Source organism: Actinomycetospora soli, assembly GCF_021026295.1.
GTDB lineage: Bacteria > Actinomycetota > Actinomycetes > Mycobacteriales > Pseudonocardiaceae > Actinomycetospora > Actinomycetospora soli.
Genome location: NZ_JAJNDA010000017.1, coordinates 1 through 19,667 on the forward strand (window position 1 = coordinate 1; position 19,667 = coordinate 19,667).

Genomic DNA, 19,667 nt, shown 5'->3' on the forward strand with positions numbered 1-19,667 from the left:
TCCGCTCGAACGCCGGCTCCGCCATCCCCGGATCCAAATCCAAGCCGTGAATCTCCGCCGCCCCCGACGGCGCGATCCGCGTCGACACCCGCGACCGAGCCACCGCCGCCGCCCGACGGTTCTCCGCACCCAACGGATCCACGTCCACCACCGCCGCCGCGACCCGCTGCGCCAACTCCCACAGGCCGAGCCCCGGCGCATCGTCGATCAGCGCGTCCACCACCACCGCCGCCTGCGCGTCGGTCACATCCCGTAGCCCGGAGACGAACACCGCGACCTTCGCCTGCTCCAACCGGCCCTCGCGCATCGCCTCGCCGAGCCGCGGCAACCGCTCCAACGCACCGGCCGCGGTCTCCAACCGGGAGGCCGCCATCGCCACCGACCACCCCAGACACGCCGCGATCACCCGCGGATCCGGCTCCGGCCACCGCTCCAGCGTGTCCGCGCGCGCCCGGGCAGTCTCGAGCATCCAACACGCCCGACGCCACTCGTCATGCACCAACCGCGCCTGCCAGGCCACCAACCCGGCCTCGCACTCCTGCCCGCACGCATCCCGCGGGTCGGTCCACGGCACCGCCGGCGGCGAGGTGTCGAACACCCCGCCACCACCCGAGAACCCCGCCTCCACCGCCGTGACTCGAACTGTAGTTCGAACCCCCGACAGTCACCGGCACCCCGAAACCCCAGGCCACGGCCGGGAGCGACGCGAGAGGTACACCAGGCAGGAATCCGGCCCAAAGAACCTGCCTCACGTACACCTCGCGACCCCGGAACCCACGACAAGCGCCGAGATCACGAAACCATCACGATCTCCGGCCGGGCCAGGATCTCCGGGAACGGACGTTCTCGACCACGAGCACGCGGGCAGGGCGCTCCATGCTGCGCGTATGCCGTCAGCAGCTTGGCTGGCCCGTGGGCCAGGCGAGCAGGGCCCGCACCGGGTCGTCGGTGTGGAGCACACCGTCCGCCACCCACACCACCGGGAAGATCTCCCGAGTGGCACCGTCGACCGTCACCGCGACCCGCAGCCGCTCGTGCACCACGACCTCCCCGTCCGGCAGCTCCCGGCCCGCGGCGGCCGCCCACACCGCCGCGTCGGCCAGCGCGCACCACGCCGTCGGCGTTCCGGGCGACCGGACCTCGCCGTGCACCACCTCGGACGCGACCGGCAGGTCCAGCAGTTCGGCCAGCGCCGCCGCGTGTCGGGCCGACACGGGCACCACGCAGCTCGCGTCGACGGCGCCCAGCAGCCACGGGCGGTCGAGGACGACGGGCGTCGGCGTCCGGTCGGGGTCGGCCGTCACCACGCCGCCGCCCGCGGTGCGGACCCGGTCCGGCGGGACGACGTCGGCCACGTCCACCCGCCGGGCGTCGACCGCCTCGCCGAGCGCCGTGTGGGCCGCGAGGGCGGCCGCGGCGGGCACGGGTCGGTTCGGGTCGGCGAGGCGTGCGAGCAGGTCGTCGGCGTCCGTCGGACCCGCGACCCGCAGGTCGGTCCGGACCCCGATCGCCGTCAGGAATCCGGCGTCGAGGTCGACCGGCGCCGGGTCGTACAGGGCCGCGAGAGCGTTCCCGACGGCAGGTCCGGGCAGCCGCCAGGCCCCGGGTCGGCGGCCGGCGAGCCGCCCGTGCCGGGCGAGCCACCAGGCCGTGTAGGGCAGGGGCTCCCCCGGCAGGCGGACGAGGGCGGCCCGGACCTCGCGGTCCGCGGCGAGCACCGGCCACGCGGCGTCCCAGTCGGCGACGAGCTCGAGGTCGCGGACCGCCACGACCGTGCTCGGCGGCGGCGGGGGCTCGGCCGTCTCGACGCCGCCGCGGCCCGGCTCGGGGTCGACCTCCTCGGCCCACCACGCCTCCTCGTCGTCGAGGTCGTGGTCGGGACCGGTCGGGTCCTCGTCGCGGAGCACCGCGAACCCGTTGAGCACCCCGACCGCGAGCAGCGCGTCGCGCGGGTGCGCAGCCGCGGCGCGGTCGGCGAGCACCCCGATCGGCGAGTCCGCCGCGAGCACCGCGCGCAGCGCGCCGTCGGGCAGGACGAGCTCGTCGGCGCGCCGGTACCCGCCGTCGTGCTCGGGCAGGGCCAGTGCCCCGAGTCCCACCGCACCCGGCGTCACGACCGCGAGGACCAGCCGCGCGATCGGGTCGACGTCGAGCCCGGCCTCGGCGTCGTCGACGGAGCGCTCGACGGCCTCGCGGACCTCGGGCTCGTCGAGCAGGGCCGGGCCGTCGGCCCGGCGCGCGCCGAGCGCCTCGAGGAGCGGGTGGACGGCGTCGGGGTGCACCACGTGCAGGTCCAGGCCCTCGAGGTCGAGGTCGGACAGCTCCGGCCCGGGCAGGAGCCGGCCGCGGGGACCGACCGCCAGGCGGCCGTCGGCGAGCGGGACCGGCAGCGCGGCCAGCTCGGTCCGGTCGAGTCCCTCGAGCCCGGCCAGCGCGGCGTAGAGCCCACGCCACCACGACGGCGGGCGGCGCAGCCCGGCCAGCCGCTCGACGAGCGCCGCGGGGTCGAGCCGGGTCACGCCGAGGTCGCCGAGGGCGGCGCTCCAGGGCTGCGGGGTCAGCCCGTCGAGGGTGTCGGCGAGGGCGGCGACGAGCGCGGGGGCCGGCTCCGGGAGCGCGAGGGCGCGGGCCGGCACGACGTCGGGTCCGGCCGCGCCGGGCAGCCAGGCCGCGCCCCGCAGGGCGGCGAGGACGCCCTCGCGCAGCACGGCGTCGACCTCCGACCCCGGCAGGGCGGCGTCCGGGACCAGCGCGGTGCGCACCGTGGGGTCGACGCGGCGGACGAGGTCCGGGTAGCGGGCGGCCGCCGCGCGCAGGACGTGGTCGGTGACCGGGCCGCGGCGCACCCGACGGCGGTCGGCGTCGAGGGGCACGGTGACGACGAGGCGGGCGGGCAGCGTGGTCGTCTCGGCGGTCGCGGTGGGCGCGTGGAGGGTGTCCGGACGGGGCGCGGGATAGGCCCACCGGCCCTGCCATCCGGTGCGGTCGCGGTCCTCCACGGCGAGGGCGGTGCTCCCGCGCAGGCCCGCGGGCAGCTCGCCGTCGACGAGGAGGGTCGTCCAGGTCGTGTTGCCGATCCGCACCCGGCCGTCGTCGCCGTCGACCCGTTCGACCGTCTCCCCCGCCACCTCGACGGCGGCCAGCCACGGCAGGGCGAGCAGCAGGTCCGGCGCCTGCTCCCGGGCCGCCCGCAGGACGTCGACGGCGGGATCGCGCAGCGGGAGCCGGACCTCCGTCGCGACGTCGGGGTCGAGGTCCTCCTCGACGGGCCAGGGCAGTCGCAGGGCGGGGACGCCGTCGGGACCGCGGCGCCGCGCCTCCGCGGCGAGCGGCCCACCCGCCGTCGTGACCTCCGCCCAGGTGCGGGCGCGACTGAAGGCCACGCCCGCGCCGTGGGTGACGACCCGGGGCTCGTCGGTCAGGTCGAGGACGGCGCTGAAGCCGACGCCGAACCGCCCTACGGTGCCCCCGGCGTGTTTCGCGGACGCGCGCAGCGAGGCCAGGGCCGCGACACCCTCGGCGTCGAGCGGGGCACCGGTGTTGGCGACCCGCAGCTCGCCGTCGTCCAGACGCACCCGCAGCCGGGCGGGTCGGCCCGCCGCCGCGCCGGCGGCGGCGGCGTTCTGGGCCAGCTCGGTGAACCAGCGGCCGCGGTAGCCACCGCGGACGAGGTCCTCCTCGGCGTTCGCATCCTCACGGAGGCGGGCGGCCGAGGCGGTCCAGGTGTCGAGGACCGCCCGCCGCAGCGTCTCCGTGCCGAACGGGTCCCCCGACACCGTCCCCCCGACGTCAGTCGGTCGCGGGCACGGGGTCCATCTCGACCCCGTCGTCGTAGACCAGCTCGGCGACCATCACCACCGACCCGGTGTCGACCTGGAGCTCGGAGTGCCCGCCGCAGCCGTACTCGGCGTGCACCACGTGGCCGTCGGCAGGGACGTTGCCGTTGCCGCACACGCCGAAGGCGCCGCGCAGCGAGCCGCCGAGGGAGAGGTAGAAGCCGCAGGTCCCGCAGTGCGCGGAGGCCGCGCGCGCCATCTCCGCGCCGGGCCCGAAGTCGCCGCTGGTCCACCGCTCGGCGGCGTCGAAGCGGCCCTCGGGGCTCATGACGCGGGGGCGGCCGAAGCCGAGCTCGTCGGCGACGGCGCGGATCTCCTCGGCGCCGGGCTCGTCGTCGTCGAGGGCGGCGTGGGCCGGGACGAGACGCTCGTCGTCCTCGTCGACGGGCAGCAGGTCGCCGGGCGCGAGGTCCTCGGCGCGCACCCGCTCGGTCCACGGGACCCACTCCGGCGCGACGACCGCGTCGGCGCCGGGCAGCAGCGCGACCTCGCCGAGGGTGACCTCGTCGGCCCCCATGACGGTGACGGCCCAGGTCCAGCCGCGGTAGCCGGGCTTGTCGGCGGCGAAGTAGTGGGTGGCGGCGGTGTCGTCCTCGCGGACGACCTCGAGGTGCTCACCGACCTGCGCGGTCTCGCCGTCGGCGGCCTCGACCGCCGCGGCGCGCGCCAGGTCGACGGCGTCGGCGAGCACGGTGGTGGGCGCGGCGCTGTCGGCGAGGTCCTGCACCCGTCCGATTGTGCCTGACCGCGACCGGGCGCCGGGCGTGGGAGTCTCCGCGGGTGCGGTGGCTCCTCGCGCTGGTTCTCGTGCTCGCCGGCTGCTCCTCGTCCGTGCCCGCCGAGGGGCAGGCCGTGCCCCGGTCGACGGTGCGGGTCCTCGGGACGATGCCGCACGATCCGGCGGCCTTCACGCAGGGCTTCGAGATCGCGGGCGACGCGCTGTGGGAGGGGACGGGGCTGGTCGGGCGGTCGCAGCTGCGCGAGACCGACCCGACGACGGGCGCGGTGCGCCGGGCCGTCGACCTGCCGCCCGAGCAGTTCGGCGAGGGCATCACCGTGACGCCGACCGCCATCTGGCAGCTCACGTGGAAGGACGGCGTGGTCTACCGGCGCGACCCGGCCACGCTCGCCGTCACCGCGACCTTCCCGAACGACCGGGAGGGCTGGGGCATCTGCCACACGGCGACCGATCTGGTGACCTCCGACGGCTCCTCGACGCTGGTGTTCCGCGACCCGGCGACGTTCGCGCCGCGGCGCACGGTCGACACCGGGGTGCGGATGCTGAACGAGCTGGAGTGCACGCCGACCACGATCTGGGCCAACGTGTGGCAGACCGACGAGATCGTCGGCGTGGACCCGGCGTCGGGACGGGTCACCGCGGTGGTGGACGCGGCCGCGCTGCGGCCGGCGGAGACCCGGGACGACCCCGACGCCGTGCTGAACGGCATCGCGGCGATCCCTGGCACGGATCAGTTCCTGGTGACGGGCAAGCGCTGGCCGGTGACCTACCGGGTGAGGTGGGCTGCGCCCTCGTGAGTAGTTGTGACGGGTATGACCGTCACAAGTACTCACGGGGCGAAGCCACCTCGTCGAGCAGTTCGAGGACGTGGCGGTAGGTCTGCCCGGTCGCCCGCGAGATGCCCATCTCGCAGGTGCGGTTGCAGCTCGCGTAGAGCTCCGTCGGGTGCGCGCGGACCTCGGCGGCCTGCTCGGCGGTCGCGCCCTCGGTGAGCTCGGGGTGCAGCATCCCGCGGTCACCGGCGTAGCCGCAGCAGCCCCAGGACGTCGGCACCACGACCTCGTCGGCCACGGCCTCGGCGAGCAGCCGCAGGTCGTCGCCGATCCCGAGGTGGGTCGTCGAGCAGGTGGGGTGCAGCGTCAGCGAGGCCGCCCTCGTCGGGACGGCGAGCTTCGGCAGGATCTCCCGCGCGGTGTACTCGACGGCGTCGACGAAGCGCAGCGACGGCACCCGGGGGTCGTCGGGCAGGAGCTTCGCGATCCCCTCCAGCCCGTGGGTGCACGACGACGCGTCGACCACCACGGGCAGGCGGCCCTGCTGCGTGGAGCCCCACAGCCCGTCCACGACCGTCGCGGCCATCGTCCGGCTGCCCTGCGTGAAGCCCTTCGACTCCCACGGCACGCCGCAGCACATCTGCCCGATGCCCTCCGGGACGGCGACGACGAGGCCCGCCCGCTCGGCGAGGCGCAGGAAGGCATGGGCCGACCCGTCGCCCGCCTCCGGGGCGAACACCTGGTGCAGGCAGGTCGGGAAGAACACCACGTCCGGGTTGACCGGGTAGACGGGGTCGGGGCGCGTGTCGCCGCCGGGTGGCACCTCGGCGGAGTACAGCGGGACGAGGTCGGTGGGCAGGACCTTCCGGGCCGCCGCCGACGCCGCCGCGGTCAGGCCCGGCACCGTCGCCGCGACCTTCAGGGCGACGCGGGCGGTGCCGGAGACGCCCTGCCACCGCTTCGCGACCACCTCGCCCGCCTGCTGCGCCCGCTCGGAGTGCCGCTCCGAGCGCAGCCGCTTCATGAGGTCGCCGGTGTTGATCCGCACCGGGCACGCGGTCGCGCACATGCCGTCGGCGGCGCACGTGTCGACGGCGTCGTAGGCGTAGTCGGCCTCGATCTCGGCGGCGAGCGCCGGGTCCTTCGCCGCCGCGCGGCGCAGGACGATCCGCTGGCGCGGCGTCGTCGTGACCCGCCGGGACGGGCAGACCGGCTCGCAGTAGCCGCACTCGACGCAGGCGTCGACCTCGTGGTCGACCGTCGGGACCGTCTTGAGATCGGTGAGGTGGGCGTCGGCCCGGTCGGACAGGATGATGCCGGGGTTGAGCAGGCCGGTCGGGTCGCACAGGGCCTTGAGCTCCTGCATCACGCCGTACAGCTCGTCGCCGTACTGGCGGCGGACGAACGGCGTCATGATCCGCCCGGTGCCGTGCTCGGCCTTGAGCGTGCCGTCCTGCGCGAGGACGAGGTCGACCATCTCGTCGGTGAAGACGCGGTAGCGCTCGAGCTCACGGGGGTCGTCGAACCGCTCGTTGACCAGGAAGTGGACGTTGCCGTCCTTCGCGTGGCCGAAGATCACCGAGCCCTCGTAGCCGTGGCGGTCGAACAGCTCGGTGAGCCCGTCGCAGGTGCTCGGCAGGGTGCGGACCGGCACCGAGATGTCCTCGAGCAGCGCGGTCGTGCCGCTCGGGCGCGCCGCCGCGACCGCCGTGTAGAGGCCCTTGCGCAGCGCCCACAGGGACGCCCGGGCGGCGGGCTCGCGGGTCAGCCCGGCGTCACGGGTGAGCGGCAGGCCCGCGAGCACCGGTTCGGCGTCGGCCTGCACGCCGTCGAGCTCGGCGGCGGTGGCGGTCTGGAACTCCACGAGCAGGCCGGCGTGGCCGTCGACCTCGAGGTCCTTGACGGTGGACGGGGCCCGCGGGTCGGACTGCGCGACGACGAGCGCGCGGGCGTCGAGCAGCTCGAGGGTCTTCGCCCCGGCCTCGAGCAGGGCGGGCAGCGCGTCGGTGGCGTCGCTCGTGTTCGCGAAGACCAGCATCGACGTGGCCGCGTGCGGGAGGACCGGCAGCGTCTCGAGCACCACGTCCGCGACGAACCCGAGCGTCCCCTCGGAGCCGACGAGCAGGTGGGCGAGCACGTCGATCGGCTTCTCGAAGTCGAGGAAGCTGTTCAGCCCGTAGCCCATCGTGTTCTTCATCGAGAACAGGTGGCGCAGGCGTTCGACGGAGTGCGCGTTGCCGGTGACCCGCTGCCGGAGCCGGTCGAGGCCCTCGTACAGGGCGGGCTCGCGGTGGCGGAGCTCGTCGTCGGCGTCGGGGCGACCGGTGTCGATGATCGTGCCGGAGGCCAGCACGAGGGTGAGGCTGCGCAGCGTCGAGTACGTGTTGAACTCGGTGCCGCAGCTCATGCCCGAGGAGTTGTTCGCGACGACACCGCCGATCGTGCAGGCGACGCTCGACGCCGGGTCGGGCCCGATCTTGCGGCCGTACGGCGCGAGCCGGGCGTTGACCTCGTTGACGGTGAGCCCCGGCTGCAGGCGCACGGCGCGCCCGTCGTCGAGCACCTCGAAGCCGCGGAAGTGCCGGCGGGTGTCCACGAGCACGCCGTCGGACACGCCCTGGCCCGAGAGGCTCGTACCCCCGGAGCGGAAGGTCAGGCTCAGCCGGTCACGCACGCCGAGCTGCAGCAACGCCGCAATCTCGGCCGTGCTGTCCGGCACCACCACCGCCTGCGGGTGCAGCAGGTAGTGGCTCGCGTCGTTGGCGTGGGCCGCGAGGTCGATCGGGCGGTCCTTGACCTCCCCGACCACCTGCCGCAGGGACTCGATGAGCGTGGTGGTGCCCGTCACGTGGTCCAGCGTCGCACGTCCCGGAACGAGCGAACGGCCCTCTCGCGCACATAGATGCGTCGAGAGTGCCGTTCACTCACGTCAGTCGGGGCGTTCCCGACGACGGGCAGGGGTCGGCTCAGTCCGCCGTCCCCGACGCGCCGTCGGCGCCACGCTCGCCGCCGGGTGACCCGCCCGCGCCACCGGTGCCTCCCCCCGACGCCCCGGGCGCGTCGATGGTGTCGACGTCGCTCGCGTCGCCACCGTCTCCGCCGTCGCCTCCCGAGCCGGTCGTCCCGGGGGAGGTGGTGGTCGTGTCAGCGCTCTCGGCGCTGCCCGTCCCGCCGGCACCGCCCGCGCCACCGGCCCCGCCGTCACCGCCGACGCTGTTGGGGAAGCCGCTGGTCGAGGTCCCGGCGTCGCCGCCGTCCCCGCCGTCGCCGCCGTCCCCGCCGTCCCCGGGGTCGGCGACGGCCGCGCCGTCACCGGTCGCGGTGGCGTTCCCCCCGGCCCCGCCGGTGCCCCCGGCGCCACCTCGCCCGCCGGCCGAGAGCGAACTGCTGGACCCGGCGGAGCTGTCTCCGGCGGACCCGCCGGCCCCGCCCGTGCCGCCCGTCCCGCCCGTGCCTGCGGTCGCGGTCGCGGCGCCGGCGCTGGAGCCGGTGCCCGACGTGGCGCTCGCCGTTCCGCCCGCCCCGCCGGCGCCACCGGACCCGCCGGTCCCGCCGAGGTTCACCTCGCCCGGTCCGGTCGACCCGCCGACGCCTCCGGAGCCCCCGGAGCCGCCGTCGCCGCCGGCGGCGGTCGCCGCCCCGCCGGTGCCCGTGGTGCCCGGCTCGCCCTGGACGCCGTCGACCGTGCGGGTGCCGCCCGCCCCGCCGTCGCCGCCCGTGGCAGTGGCGTTCTGTCCGGCGCTGCCGGCGAGACCGGAACCGCCGGCGCCGCCGAAGTTCTGCTCGTTCCCGACGGCCGGGGTCGCCGGTGCGCCCGCGGCGCCGTCCGTGCCGTTCTCGCCGCGGGCGGTGGCGGAGCCGCCGGCGCCCCCGACGCCGGGATCGGCCGACGCGGTGCCGTTCGGCGCGAACCCGCCGGCGCCGGTCCCACCCCGGCCGGCGGTGGCGGAGGCGTTCCCACCCCGTCCGCCGTCGCCGCCGGTGGCGACCACGGTGTTCGTCGCGGAGTCGTAGGTCCCCGTCCCGACGCCACCCGCGCCGCCGTCGCCGGCGCCGGCTGTGGCGTTCCCGCCCCGACCACCCTCGCCGTCGGTCGCCGTGCCGCCCGGGCTGGTGGTGGCGGTACCGCCGTTGCCGCCCGCCCCGCCGGTGGCGCTCGCGGCCCCGGCGTCGCCGCCGTCCGACCCGGCCGAGCCGGGGGCACCGTCGGCGGTGGTCGCCGACGCGTTGCCGCCCTGGCCCCCGGCGCCACCGGTGGCGGTGGCCTCGCCGTCGGAGCCGCCCGGGCTGCCGGCCTGTCCGGCGTCGGCGGTCGCGGCGCCGCCTGCACCGCCCGCACCGCCGGTGACGTCGAGGGAACCGCCCGGCCGGACGTTGGCGCTGTCGGCGGAGCCGCCGGCGCCGCCGGCACCACCGGTGGCGGTGGCGTCGCCGCCGTCCCCGCCGGCACCCGCCGTCGTCGTGGAGGCGCCGTCGCGGATCTCCGTCCCGGTGCCTCCCGCTCCTCCCCGACCGCCCGCCGCGGTCGCCGCGCCACCTGTCCCACCGGGACCCTCGACGGCGGAACCGTCGACGCCGCTGATGACGCTCGGCCCGCCCGGGCCGGACCAGCCGGCTCCGCCGGTGGCGGTGGCGTCGCCGCCTCGTCCGCCCGCGCCGGGGTTCGCGGTGGCGGTCCCGGAGGCGGCGCGGCCGCCGGCGCCGATGCCGCCCTGACCGGCCGTGGCGGTGGCGTTGCCGCCCTGCCCGCCGTCGCCGCCCGTCGCGGTGGCGTCCTGGCCCCGTGCGCCGACGATGTCCTGGTCGGCGCCGTCCCCTCCGGTACCGCCGGTGGCGGTCGCGTTCCCGCCGACCCCGCCCGCGCCGCGGCCGAGCCCCGTCCCGGTGAGCACGAGTCCGCCGTCACCGCCGCGGCCGCCGGTCGCGGTGGCGTCCTGCCCCGCGGTCCCGTTCCCGGTCGTGGCGTCGGTGCCGTCGTCGCCGGTCGCGGTGGCGTCCCCGCCCCGACCACCGGCCGCCAGGTTCCGGCACTGGCCGTAGCAGATCGCGGTGCCGCCGCTGCCGCCGTTGCCGCCGATCGCGTTCGTTCCAGTGGCGTCCCCGCCCCGGCCGCCGTTCGCGACGTTCGTGCACACCCCGAGGCAGTACGCGGTGCCGCCGTTGCCGCCGTTCTCCCCGGCCCGGCCGTCGGCTCCGATGGCCACGTTGGTGCAGGTGCCGATGCAGTAGGCGGTGCCGCCCCGGCCCCCGTTCACCCCGGGCTTCCCCACCGCGACGTCGGTGCAGGTGCCGAAGCAGAACTCGGTGTTCCCGGTCTTCGAGGAGTACGTCACGAAGCCGTCCCCGCGGGTCACCGTGTAGCCCGACCAGGACGTCGGGGCCCACCCCCTCGGGGCCTGCTTCCCCGACGACGCCGGCGAGTTCCCACCGGTACGTGTCAGCGTCGCGACCGGCCCGGTGCCCTGGTCCCTCGCGGCGGCGTGCACCGCTCCGGTCCGGTCCACCGCGACCACCGTCGGGGCGAACCCGACCGGCACCGACCCGCCCGAGGTCCACCCGCCGGAGGAGGTCGGCACGATCGCCGAGACGGTGCCCGAACCCGTGTCCGCCGTGAGGACCCGCTTCGACACCGCGTCCCACACCACCGCCACCGGCGTCGCCCCGACCCCGACCGTCGCGACCTGACGCAGCCCGCCCCGGCCGTCCGGGACGAACACCCGCACCACCGACGCGACCGGGTCGGCCTGGAACACCGTCCCGGACACCTGGTCCACCGCCACCCCGTGCGCCGACCCCACCGCCGGGGCCGAGGACCCACCCGACCGGACCACCTGCGGTCCGACCGTCCCCGACGACGGCAGCACCGAGAACGGGAGCGCCGAGGACAGCGCCACCGGCACGGACACCTCCGGCGGCGACGGCGCGAACCCCAGCGCCAACGCCAGCGCGGCCGGGACGCCGACCGAAGCCGCCGCCACCCGACGTCGAGAAACCTTCCGATGACGACCCGCCACGGCTGTTACCCCTCGTGAGACCCCGCGACAGGACCCGGTCCCCCGACCACCCCGTCGCACGCGTGATCAAGACTGTGATCACGCACGGCAGATCGACAAGCGACCTAAGTCCTGTCACATGCGTCCGAACGAGTGACTACCGCGTCAGATGGCGTACCACCGCCAGGACGCGGCGGTGGTCGTCGGCGTCGTCGGGCAGGCCCAGCGCCTCGTAGATCCCCGAGACGTGCGCGACGACCGCCTTCTCGGTGATCCCGAGCCGACGGGCGATCGCCGCGTTGCTGCGCCCCTCCGCCACGAGCCCCAGCACCTCGCGCCGCCGGGCCGAGAGCCGCTCCACCCCGTCGTCGCGCCGGTCGAGCATCGCGGTGACGACCTCGGGGTCGAGCGCGACGTCCCCGGCCCCGACCCGCCGCAGGTCGCGCACGAAGTTCTCGACGTCGGCCACCCGCTGCTTGAGCAGGTAGCCGACCCCGCGCGGCCGCGCGCCGAGCAGTTCGAGCGCGTACTGCCCGTGCACGTGCTGGGACAGGACCACCAGCCCGACGTCGGGGCGCACGGCCCGCACACGGATCGCCGCCCGCAGCCCGTCGTCGGTGCGGTCGGGCGGCATGCGGATGTCGGTCAGCACGAGCTCGGGGCCGAGGCGCACGGCCGCGTCGACCACCGATGTCGCGTCACCGACGGCGGCCACGACGTCGAAGCCCTCGCGCCGCAGGAGCAGGGACAGCCCCTCGCGCAGCAGGGCCTCGTCCTCGCCGATCACGACCCGCACGGCAGCTCCGCGCTCAACGTCGTCCCGCGCCCGTCGGGGCTGTCCACCCGGAAGCGGCCGCCGAGCGCCTCGACCCGGTCGCGCAGGCCCCGCAACCCGGTCCCGCCCGTGGCGACGGCCCCGCCGCACCCGTCGTCGGCCACGACGACCCGCAACGTCCCCGCCGCCCGGTGCAGGCCGACCTCGAGCGTGGACGCCCCCGCGTGCTTGACGGCGTTGGTGATGGCCTCGGCGACCAGGTGGAACGTCGTGCCCTCGACCGAGGGCGGCAGCCGTGCCCCGTCCGCGTCGTCGGTGGCGTCGAGCGTGGCGCGCAGCGGGGTCCGGGCCAGCATGTCCTCGACGGCGGCCCGCACCCCACGCTCGATGAGAAGCGCGGGCATGACGCCGGCGACGATGAGGCGGACCTCCGCGGCCACCTCGTCGACGTCCCGGCGGAAGGCCTCGAGCTCGGCCGGGGTGCCCTGCGCGGTGCCGGCGCGCAGGGCGAGCAGCACGAGCCGGCTCTGCAGGCGGTCGTGCAGGTCGCGCGCGAGCCGGCGGCGTTCGCGGTCCCCCGCCTCGACCAGGCGGGTCCGCGACTCCCGCAGCTGCTCCTGCTCGGCGAGCAGCCGCGCCGTGAGCCGCTCCCGGTCCACGGCGATCGCCACGACACGGCCCGCCGCGCGCACCGTCTCCGGATCCGGCTGCAGCGTCGGGTCGTGGACGATCGCCCCCACGGCCCGGCCCCCCAGCTCGATCGGCACGAGCTCCCGGCCCGGCGGGACGACGGCGGGTCGGCCCTCCCCGTCCACCCAGCGGCCGTCATCGCCGCGGAAGGCCAGGGTCAGCGACGGATCCCCCAGCGCCCGGGCCAGTGCGGGCCCGACCTCGCCGCGGCCGCGGTCGGTCGTCCCCAGCCACATCCCGAGCTCCTCGATCCCCATCGTGCGGGCGAAGCCGCCGAGTGCGATGCCGGTGGCGAACGCGACCGGCACCCCGGCCAGGACGGACACCTGGAACCAGTCGACGAGCCCGGGGTCGACCGTCATGACGCGGTAGAGGTTGCCGGAGACCACCACGGCGACGACGGCGCCACCGCCGTAGAGGTAGAGCGGTGCCAGGACGGTGCGGTCGGCGGCGGACGCGGCGCGGAGCCTGCGCACCAGCAGGAACGCGGTCGCGAGGATCACGACGAAGGCGCAGGTGGAATTGACCGCCCGGCCGACGAACAGCAGGTCCGGGCGGTCGGCGACCACGAACGGCGACGCCGGGGACCACAGCCAGACCGGTGCCTGGAGCACGGTGGTCGTCACGTACCCCCCGGCGACGAGGACACGCGGACCCCGCTCGCGCACGCGGCCCGAGGGGAACGACAACAGGACGTGCAGCAGGATCGCCACCGGCACGGTCGCGACGACGATGCCGACGCCGACCAGGGCCGGGACCGGGGTGGCCGCGAGCGCGCAGAGCAGCCACACCCCGCCGCCCGCGCTCAGCAGCGGCCCGATCCGGCTCCCCGGCCGTCGGGACCACGCCACCAGGCCGGCCCCGAGATAGATCCACGCGGTCACCACGTAGGAGAGTCCCGACGCGGCGATCGCGGCCGTGGTCGGGACGATCAGGAGCGCCACGACGACCCCGCCGGCCAGCCCGAACGCCCCGAGCTGCCACAGCGCCGTGACCGGCGCGCCGGTGATCGAACGCCGCACGGCCGAAGAGTCGCAGACCTGCCGCCCACCGGTCTACGCGGACGGGACCTAGGTCCCCTCGACAACCGGGAGTGAACTCCCTGGTGAGCAGGGGGCAACCCCCGTAGCGTCCGCCAGTCGTGAGCACCCCGACCGACCGCCACCACGGACCGCCCGGAGGCCTGCTCTTCACCCCGGCGACCGCCCCCTTCCCGCTGCCCCGACGCCCCCTCCCGGCCGCGCCCGTCCGGGGCCCCGGACCGGGGTGGGTGCAGGTCGGGCCGGCGGGGCGCGACGTCGACGAGATCGAGCGCGGGTTCGCCGCCGCCTGGCGGGACGCGCCGTGGCCCGCCCGGCCCTGGCAGATCCTGGCGGCGGCCGACGCGGGCGGGGTCGACCTGCGCACCCGGGTGGCCCTGCTCGAGCTGCCCGCCCGCACCTACCGCTCGCCGCGGGAGGTCGCCGCGGTGCTCGCACGGCTCCCGCCCGCGCACGCCCGCCGCCGGGACTGACCCGCCCACACCGGACGCCCACGCCCGGACGGGCATGATTCACCCGTGCGTGTCGCTCCCCTGCTGACGACCGTCGCGCTCGCGGCCGTCGTCGCCACCGCCTGCTCCTCGGCGCCCGCCCCGACGGCCCCGACCACGGCGGCCCCGTCCTCCGGCTCCAGCGCCCCGGCGGCGCCCGCCACCGGGCCGCTGCGCGTGGAACGCGTCGCCGAGGGCCTCGACAAGCCCTGGGACGTCACGTGGGCCCGCGGCCGCATGCTCGTCACCCAGCGCGAGGGCACCCTCTCCACGATCGCCGACGGGCGGGTGCAGCCGGTCCGGGCCGACCTCGCGAGCGTCTACGCCCGCGGCGAGGGCGGGCTCATGGGCATCGCCGCCTACCCCGACGACTCGGGGCGCTTCGTCACCTGCCAGACCCACCAGGAGGGCGGCCGACCGGTCGACGTCCGGGTGGTGGCGTGGCAGCTCGCCGAGGACGGCACGAGCGCCACGCGCACGAAGGACCCGCTGGTCGGCGGGCTGCCGATCAACCCCTCGGGACGCCACTCCGGCTGCCGGCCGACCTTCGGCCCCGACGGCGCGCTGTGGATCGGCACCGGCGACACCGCCCGCGCCACCATCCCGCAGGACCGCACCGCGCTCGGCGGCAAGGTGCTGCGCGTCGACCCGGAGACCGGTGGCCCCGCGGCGGGCAACCCGTTCGCCTCGTCCGGCAGCGCGGCGGAGCGCCTCATCTCCGGCTACGGCCACCGCAACGTCCAGGCGGTCGCGTTCCAGCCGGGCACCGGCACCGGGTGGAGCGTCGAGCACGGTCCCGACGTCGACGACGAGGTCAACGTCGTCATCCCCGGCCGCAACTACGGCTGGGACCCGGCCCGCGGCGGCGAGACGCCCGGCGGGTACGACGAGGACGTCCCGATGACCGACCTGCGCCGCTACCCCGACGCCGTGCCCGCCGCGTGGAGCTCCGGCGACCCGACGATCGCCACCAGCGGCGGCGCGTTCGTCTCCGGTCCGGCGTGGGGCGACCTCGACGGGGCCCTCGCGGTCACCGCGCAGAAGGGTGAGAAGCTGCTGTTCATGCGCCCCGGTACCGGCCCCGACGCGCAGCGCATCGTGTCGGTGTCCACCCCCGCCGAGCTCGACGGCGAGTTCGGGCGGCTGCGCGGGGCCCGGGTCGGCCCCGACGGCGCGCTCTACCTCACCACCGACAACGGCGACGACGACGTGGTCCTGCGCGTCACCCGAGGGTGACCCGGCCCGCCTGGTGGGAGCAGGGACCCGGGCCCGACGGCGGCCGGGGTCCGGGGGGCCCACGCCCACCCGGCGGTCAGCGCGCTCCTGACGGCAGGTCCGGTCCCCCCGGGCCGCCGCGCGGCGGCCCGGGGGGACCTGCGGGTCCCCGCCCGGCGCCCACCGCGCGCTACGACGGCCCGCCCGGGTGGCACGTGCCGCCGCCGGCCCCGCCCCGCGGCGGTCCGCCGCCGGCGCCGCGGCGACGCCCGACCTCGCGGTGGCGCGTGCCGGGGGCACCGGCGGTCGTCGGCGCGGCCGTGCTCGCCGGGATCGTCGGCGTGGTGCTGTTCCCCGAGGCGCTGGGGCTCGACGAGCGCTCGCCGTTCGTCCAGGTCGTGGCGTTCCGCCCGCAACTGGCCACGGTCGCGTTCGTGCTCGCCGTGCTCGCGGCGTTCGGGGCCTGGCGCCGGGCGGCGTCGGGCACGCTCGTGGTCGCGCTGGCGGTGGGGCTCGTCGGCGGCGTCGGGGTTGCCGAGGCGGCGGGCCGCGGACTCGGCGGGACGACGGTCGAGGACACGTCCGGCGGACTCGTCGTCCTCGCGCTGAACACCTACACCGGGCTCGCCGACGCCGACGACCTCGCCGCGCTGATCCAGGCCCGCAACCCCGACCTCGTCTCCCTCCCCGAGGCCCGCGGCGACCTGCGCCGTCGGCTGGAGTCGCGGCTCGACGAGGGTCAGGGCGGCTCCGGGTACCGCTCCTACTCCGCGGACGACGCCGACGACGCCTCCGGGATGACCGTGTTCGTGCGCTCCTCGCTGGGCCGGCCCACCGTCACCCAGGACCGCGACGGGACGTACCCGGCGATCGTCGTCGACCTGCCGCGCTCTGCCCCCGGGGTGGCGTCCGGACTGCGCTTCGTCGCCGACCACCCGCGCTCGCCGAAGCCGGGCGACACCTACGGCTGGGTCCGCGACGTCGGCCGCCTCGCCCGGTGGTGCGACGCCGACCGGCCCACGATCATCGCCGGCGACATGAACGCGACCGCCGACCACGCGCTGTTCCGGTCGTCCACCGCGAACTGCACCGACGCCGGGTCGGCGACCGGGGACGGCGTCACCGGCACCTGGCCGTCCTGGGTCCCCGGGTTCCTCGGGGCGCAGATCGACCACGTGCTCGTCGCCGGGGGCCCGCAGCCGCTCGGGTTCGAGGTCGCCCGGGTCGGCGGCACCGACCACCGGGCGGTGCTGGCGCGCATCGGGTCGGGCTGACCGCTCCGGGCCCGCCCCGGTCGTGGTGAGGGTCAGCGCACCCGCTGCATCCCGGGGACCGGCCGGACCGAGCCGAGCGCGCCCGGGTCCCGCGGGGCGGGCACGACGGCGGCGGGGACCTCCGGGGACTGCGGGGCCGGCGCGCGGCGCGGGGCGCGCCGCAGCCGCGGCTGGAGCTCGGGCTCGCGGAGCCGGCGGGCGCTCTCCCGGACGGCGTCCCGGGCGCCCGCACGGGTGTGGGCGAGGAGCTCGTGCATCGCGGCCGCCATCGGGCGGGGCAGCCGGGAGGAGGCGGCGACGCGCGCCAGCGGCTCCAGTCCGGGCGCGGCGTCGCGCAGCAGCGCGGCCACCTCGGCCTCGTCCACGGGCGGCGTGGTGACGATCCGCTCGCCCAGCGCGGTCTGCCAGGCCCGGACGCGCTCGCTGAAGGCGGTGGACAGCCGCTCGACCAGGCGGGCCTCGACGTAGGTGCCCATGCGGCCGTCGATCGGCGGGAGGGACTCGAGCCCGTGGTCGTCGCCGTGGCGGAACCCGTCGATCCAGGCCACCCAGCGGGCGTAGCCGCCGCGATGGTCCGGTGCGTCCGCCGTTCGTCCGGCATCCATGCCGTCTCCTGAAGTCTCACGAGGGGCCGGATGCGCTCTCGTGTCTCCGTCGTCGTCGGACACGCCGTGTCCGTTTCGCCACGTCGGGGTGATGGGACCGATATCGCCTGTTCGGGGGCACCGCGTCACCCACCGGCGCCCCGGGGGGCGGCGCGCACGCGGACGGCGGAGTGGGCGCGCCGTCCGCGTGGCGGTCGTCAGGCCTTGACGACGAGGGTGTGGGCCGCCATGTCGCCCAGCCGCTGCTTGCGCTGCGAGGTGGACATGATGATGAGCCCGACGATGCCGGCGAAGGCGCCGTCGACGATGAGGAGCACCCAGCGCAGGGCGCACTCACCCAGCGAGGGCACCCCGCCGTCGGCCTCGCGGACGATCCGCAGTCCGAGCCAGCCCATGGCCGGGGTCTGGCCGCCGTGGGTGGACGGCCACCACGCGTAGACGCCGAAGGAGCCACCGACCGCGATCACCCACACCACGAGGTTGACGAGCAGGCTGACGAACCCGACCCCGCCGTCGACCATCGCGCCCAGGAACCCGCCGACGAGGGCGACCACGAGCAGCGGCACCACGATGCAGACCGCGTCGAGCAGGTACTGGCCGACCCGGAGGCCGACGACCTCGACCGAACCGGGTGCCCCCGGGGCGACGCCGGCGCCGGGCTGCCCGTAGCCGGGCGGCTGGGCGTACCCCGGTGCGCCGTGGCCCGGCTGCCCGTAGCCCTGCTGCGGGGCGCCGTACCCGGGCTGGCCGCCGTAGCCCTGCTGCGGGGCCCCGTACCCGGGCTGACCGCCGTAGCCCGGAGCGGGCGCGCCGTGCCCCTGCTGGGGAGCGCCGTAGCCCGGCTGGGTGTATCCACCCGACGACGGCGGACCGTAGGCGGGCTGTCCGCCCGTCCCCGGACCGGTCGCCGACGCCGACTGCGCCGAGTAGTCGCTCGGCGGGCCGTAGCCCCCGACACCGCCCTGGCCGTCCGACGGCCTGGCTCCGTACGGAGCACCTTCTCCACTCATGCGCGGGATGATGCCAGCGCAGCGTGACGACAGGGAGAGCTTTGTTCGGATCGTTCCCGGACCGCCACCCGTTCGGACGCACGGTGTCGTCGCTGAAGGGTCCGGGCGTGAGGTCCACCCCGTTGCCACACCGTCCTCCCCCGAGCGGAGCATGACGCCACCCCCTGGTCGGGCGTTGAGTGGTCGATGGATGGACACCCGTCGGGCCCGGCCGCCACACTGCGCCCCGGCACCCGCGTCGCGGAGGGAGGCACACCCGTGCACCCGTCCGTGTCCCGCGCGCACCCGGTCGTGGCCCACCCCGCCTCGCGCGTCCCCGTGGCCCTCCCGCACCCGCGCGGCGCCGAGCCCGACGTCGCGGACGCGCCCGACGCCCCGGGGTGCATCGGCCCGGCCTGGATCGTCCGCGAGGTCACGCACGTGCCGGGCATCCTGCGCCTGGCGCACGGGCGCCTCAGCTTCCTGTCCAGCCGCGGGGTCGTGTTCGACGAGTCCCTCGACGCCCCGGACCTCGACGTGAGCCTGCCGTGGCGGGGCCGTGGCGGCATCCGGGTCACCGTCGGCTGCGAGCGCCTGCGGGTACACGTGGTGCGCCCGCCCGGCGCGATCGAGCCCGGGGCCGCGTTCGTGGACGCGGTCGCGGACGCGTCGGGTCTGCCCGTGACGCGCGGCGACCTCGAGGCGGCCGCGGTGTGGCGGGCCCTGCTCGTCAGGGCGCAGGATCCCGACCGGGCGCGCGTTCCCCGGCGTCGGGCGCCGGGACGACGCGCAGCCCGAGTTCGGCGAGGACCCGCAGCGCCCACGCCGTCGTCATGATCGCGTCGGCCACCTCGGCGGCCTGCTCCTGACCGGAGAACCCGGCCGTCCACGCGACGTGCCGGGCGGCCTCGGCGAGGAGCGCGGTGACCTCGGCCGTGGTGGTCAGGGCCCGGTGCGGGTCGAGAGGCACGCCCCCGCACCGCCGGGCGTCCCCGAGCGCCGCGGTCAGGTCGGCCACCCCGCGCGCGAGCCGGGCGGCGGCTACGGCGTCCGGGGGCGCGGGCGGGGTCGTCGTCGGGGCGAGCGAGGCGCACCGGGCGTCGGCCAGCGCCGCGAGGGCGAGGGCCGGCAGGACACGCCAGGCCGGGAGGTCCGGTCCGGCTGCAGGCCCGTCCATCCACGCTCCCTGGTCACCCCCGGGCCGTGGCGGCTTCCACGGACCTCGGGGACGCACCGGTCATCGCCGC

At 76.9% G+C, this 19,667-nt stretch carries 15 protein-coding genes; 5 read left to right on the forward strand and 10 right to left on the reverse strand.

The genetic code is table 11. The features are described 5' to 3' along the window. From LN037_RS23635 to LN037_RS23645, 3 genes are all read right to left on the reverse strand, one after another. On the reverse strand, positions 1-520 hold a 520-nt coding region (locus LN037_RS23635; protein WP_230757941.1), incomplete at its 3' end, for a DUF222 domain-containing protein. A 373-nt stretch (positions 521-893) separates the two neighbouring features. After that, positions 894-3,776, reverse strand: coding sequence for a sacsin N-terminal ATP-binding-like domain-containing protein (locus tag LN037_RS23640; RefSeq protein WP_230757944.1), 2,883 nt, complete (start codon positions 3,774-3,776; stop codon positions 894-896). Between the two features lie 13 nt (positions 3,777-3,789). Further along, positions 3,790-4,563, reverse strand: coding sequence for a DUF3027 domain-containing protein (locus LN037_RS23645; RefSeq protein WP_230757947.1), 774 nt, complete (start codon positions 4,561-4,563; stop codon positions 3,790-3,792). Between the two features lie 53 nt (positions 4,564-4,616). Here LN037_RS23645 and LN037_RS23650 point away from each other — a divergent pair, with 53 nt between their 5' ends. After that, positions 4,617-5,372, forward strand: coding sequence for a glutaminyl-peptide cyclotransferase (locus LN037_RS23650; RefSeq protein WP_230757948.1), 756 nt, complete (start codon positions 4,617-4,619; stop codon positions 5,370-5,372). 22 nt (positions 5,373-5,394) lie between these two features. Here the strand turns inward: LN037_RS23650 and LN037_RS23655 are convergent, their stop codons facing one another. The 4 genes from LN037_RS23655 to LN037_RS33830 form a co-directional block, all read right to left on the reverse strand. Next, positions 5,395-8,196 (reverse strand): FAD-binding and (Fe-S)-binding domain-containing protein, encoded by a 2,802-nt coding sequence (locus LN037_RS23655; RefSeq protein WP_230757950.1) that lies wholly within the window; start codon positions 8,194-8,196, stop codon positions 5,395-5,397. Positions 8,197-8,314: 118 nt separating this feature from the next. Beyond that, positions 8,315-11,326, reverse strand: coding sequence for a YncE family protein (locus LN037_RS23660; protein ID WP_230758235.1), 3,012 nt, complete (start codon positions 11,324-11,326; stop codon positions 8,315-8,317). Positions 11,327-11,498: 172 nt separating this feature from the next. After that, positions 11,499-12,137, reverse strand: coding sequence for a response regulator (locus tag LN037_RS23665; protein WP_230757952.1), 639 nt, complete (start codon positions 12,135-12,137; stop codon positions 11,499-11,501). Further along, on the reverse strand, positions 12,125-13,828 hold the full coding sequence (locus tag LN037_RS33830) for a sensor histidine kinase (protein WP_230757958.1): 1,704 nt from the start codon (positions 13,826-13,828) through the stop codon (positions 12,125-12,127). The genes LN037_RS23665 and LN037_RS33830 overlap by 13 nt, the downstream gene beginning before the upstream one ends. A 119-nt stretch (positions 13,829-13,947) precedes the next feature. Between LN037_RS33830 and LN037_RS23675 the strand changes: the two genes are divergently transcribed. From LN037_RS23675 to LN037_RS23685, 3 genes are all read left to right on the forward strand, one after another. Beyond that, positions 13,948-14,319 (forward strand): DUF2795 domain-containing protein, encoded by a 372-nt coding sequence (locus tag LN037_RS23675; protein ID WP_230757960.1) that lies wholly within the window; start codon positions 13,948-13,950, stop codon positions 14,317-14,319. 45 nt (positions 14,320-14,364) lie between these two features. Beyond that, on the forward strand, positions 14,365-15,573 hold the full coding sequence (locus LN037_RS23680) for a PQQ-dependent sugar dehydrogenase (protein WP_230757961.1): 1,209 nt from the start codon (positions 14,365-14,367) through the stop codon (positions 15,571-15,573). A 266-nt stretch (positions 15,574-15,839) separates the two neighbouring features. Then, positions 15,840-16,826, forward strand: coding sequence for an endonuclease/exonuclease/phosphatase family protein (locus tag LN037_RS23685; RefSeq protein ID WP_230757962.1), 987 nt, complete (start codon positions 15,840-15,842; stop codon positions 16,824-16,826). 32 nt (positions 16,827-16,858) lie between these two features. Here LN037_RS23685 and LN037_RS23690 read toward each other — a convergent pair whose 3' ends face one another. Together LN037_RS23690 and LN037_RS23695 are read right to left on the reverse strand one after the other, a co-directional pair. Continuing rightward, positions 16,859-17,431 (reverse strand): hypothetical protein, encoded by a 573-nt coding sequence (locus LN037_RS23690; RefSeq protein WP_230757963.1) that lies wholly within the window; start codon positions 17,429-17,431, stop codon positions 16,859-16,861. 197 nt (positions 17,432-17,628) lie between these two features. Next, a complete protein-coding gene (locus LN037_RS23695; protein ID WP_230757964.1) occupies positions 17,629-18,441 on the reverse strand; it encodes an RDD family protein in 813 nt (270 codons plus the stop codon). Positions 18,442-18,699: 258 nt separating this feature from the next. Here LN037_RS23695 and LN037_RS23700 point away from each other — a divergent pair, with 258 nt between their 5' ends. Continuing rightward, positions 18,700-19,257 (forward strand): hypothetical protein, encoded by a 558-nt coding sequence (locus LN037_RS23700; RefSeq protein WP_230757965.1) that lies wholly within the window; start codon positions 18,700-18,702, stop codon positions 19,255-19,257. Here LN037_RS23700 and LN037_RS23705 read toward each other — a convergent pair. Next, positions 19,151-19,597, reverse strand: a complete 447-nt coding sequence (locus tag LN037_RS23705) for a hypothetical protein (RefSeq protein ID WP_230757968.1) — start codon at positions 19,595-19,597, stop codon at positions 19,151-19,153. The two genes, LN037_RS23700 and LN037_RS23705, sit on opposite strands and share 107 nt — an antisense overlap. Positions 19,598-19,667 lie beyond the last annotated feature (70 nt).

Excerpts from the sequence above, each read along its gene's own strand:
- LN037_RS23690 (WP_230757963.1), bottom strand. The coding sequence starts at position 17,431 with ATGGATGCCGGACGAACGGCGGACGCACCGGACCATCGCGGCGGCTAC.
- LN037_RS23695 (WP_230757964.1), bottom strand. The coding sequence starts at position 18,441 with ATGAGTGGAGAAGGTGCTCCGTACGGAGCCAGGCCGTCGGACGGCCAG.
- LN037_RS23705 (WP_230757968.1), bottom strand. The coding sequence starts at position 19,597 with ATGGACGGGCCTGCAGCCGGACCGGACCTCCCGGCCTGGCGTGTCCTG.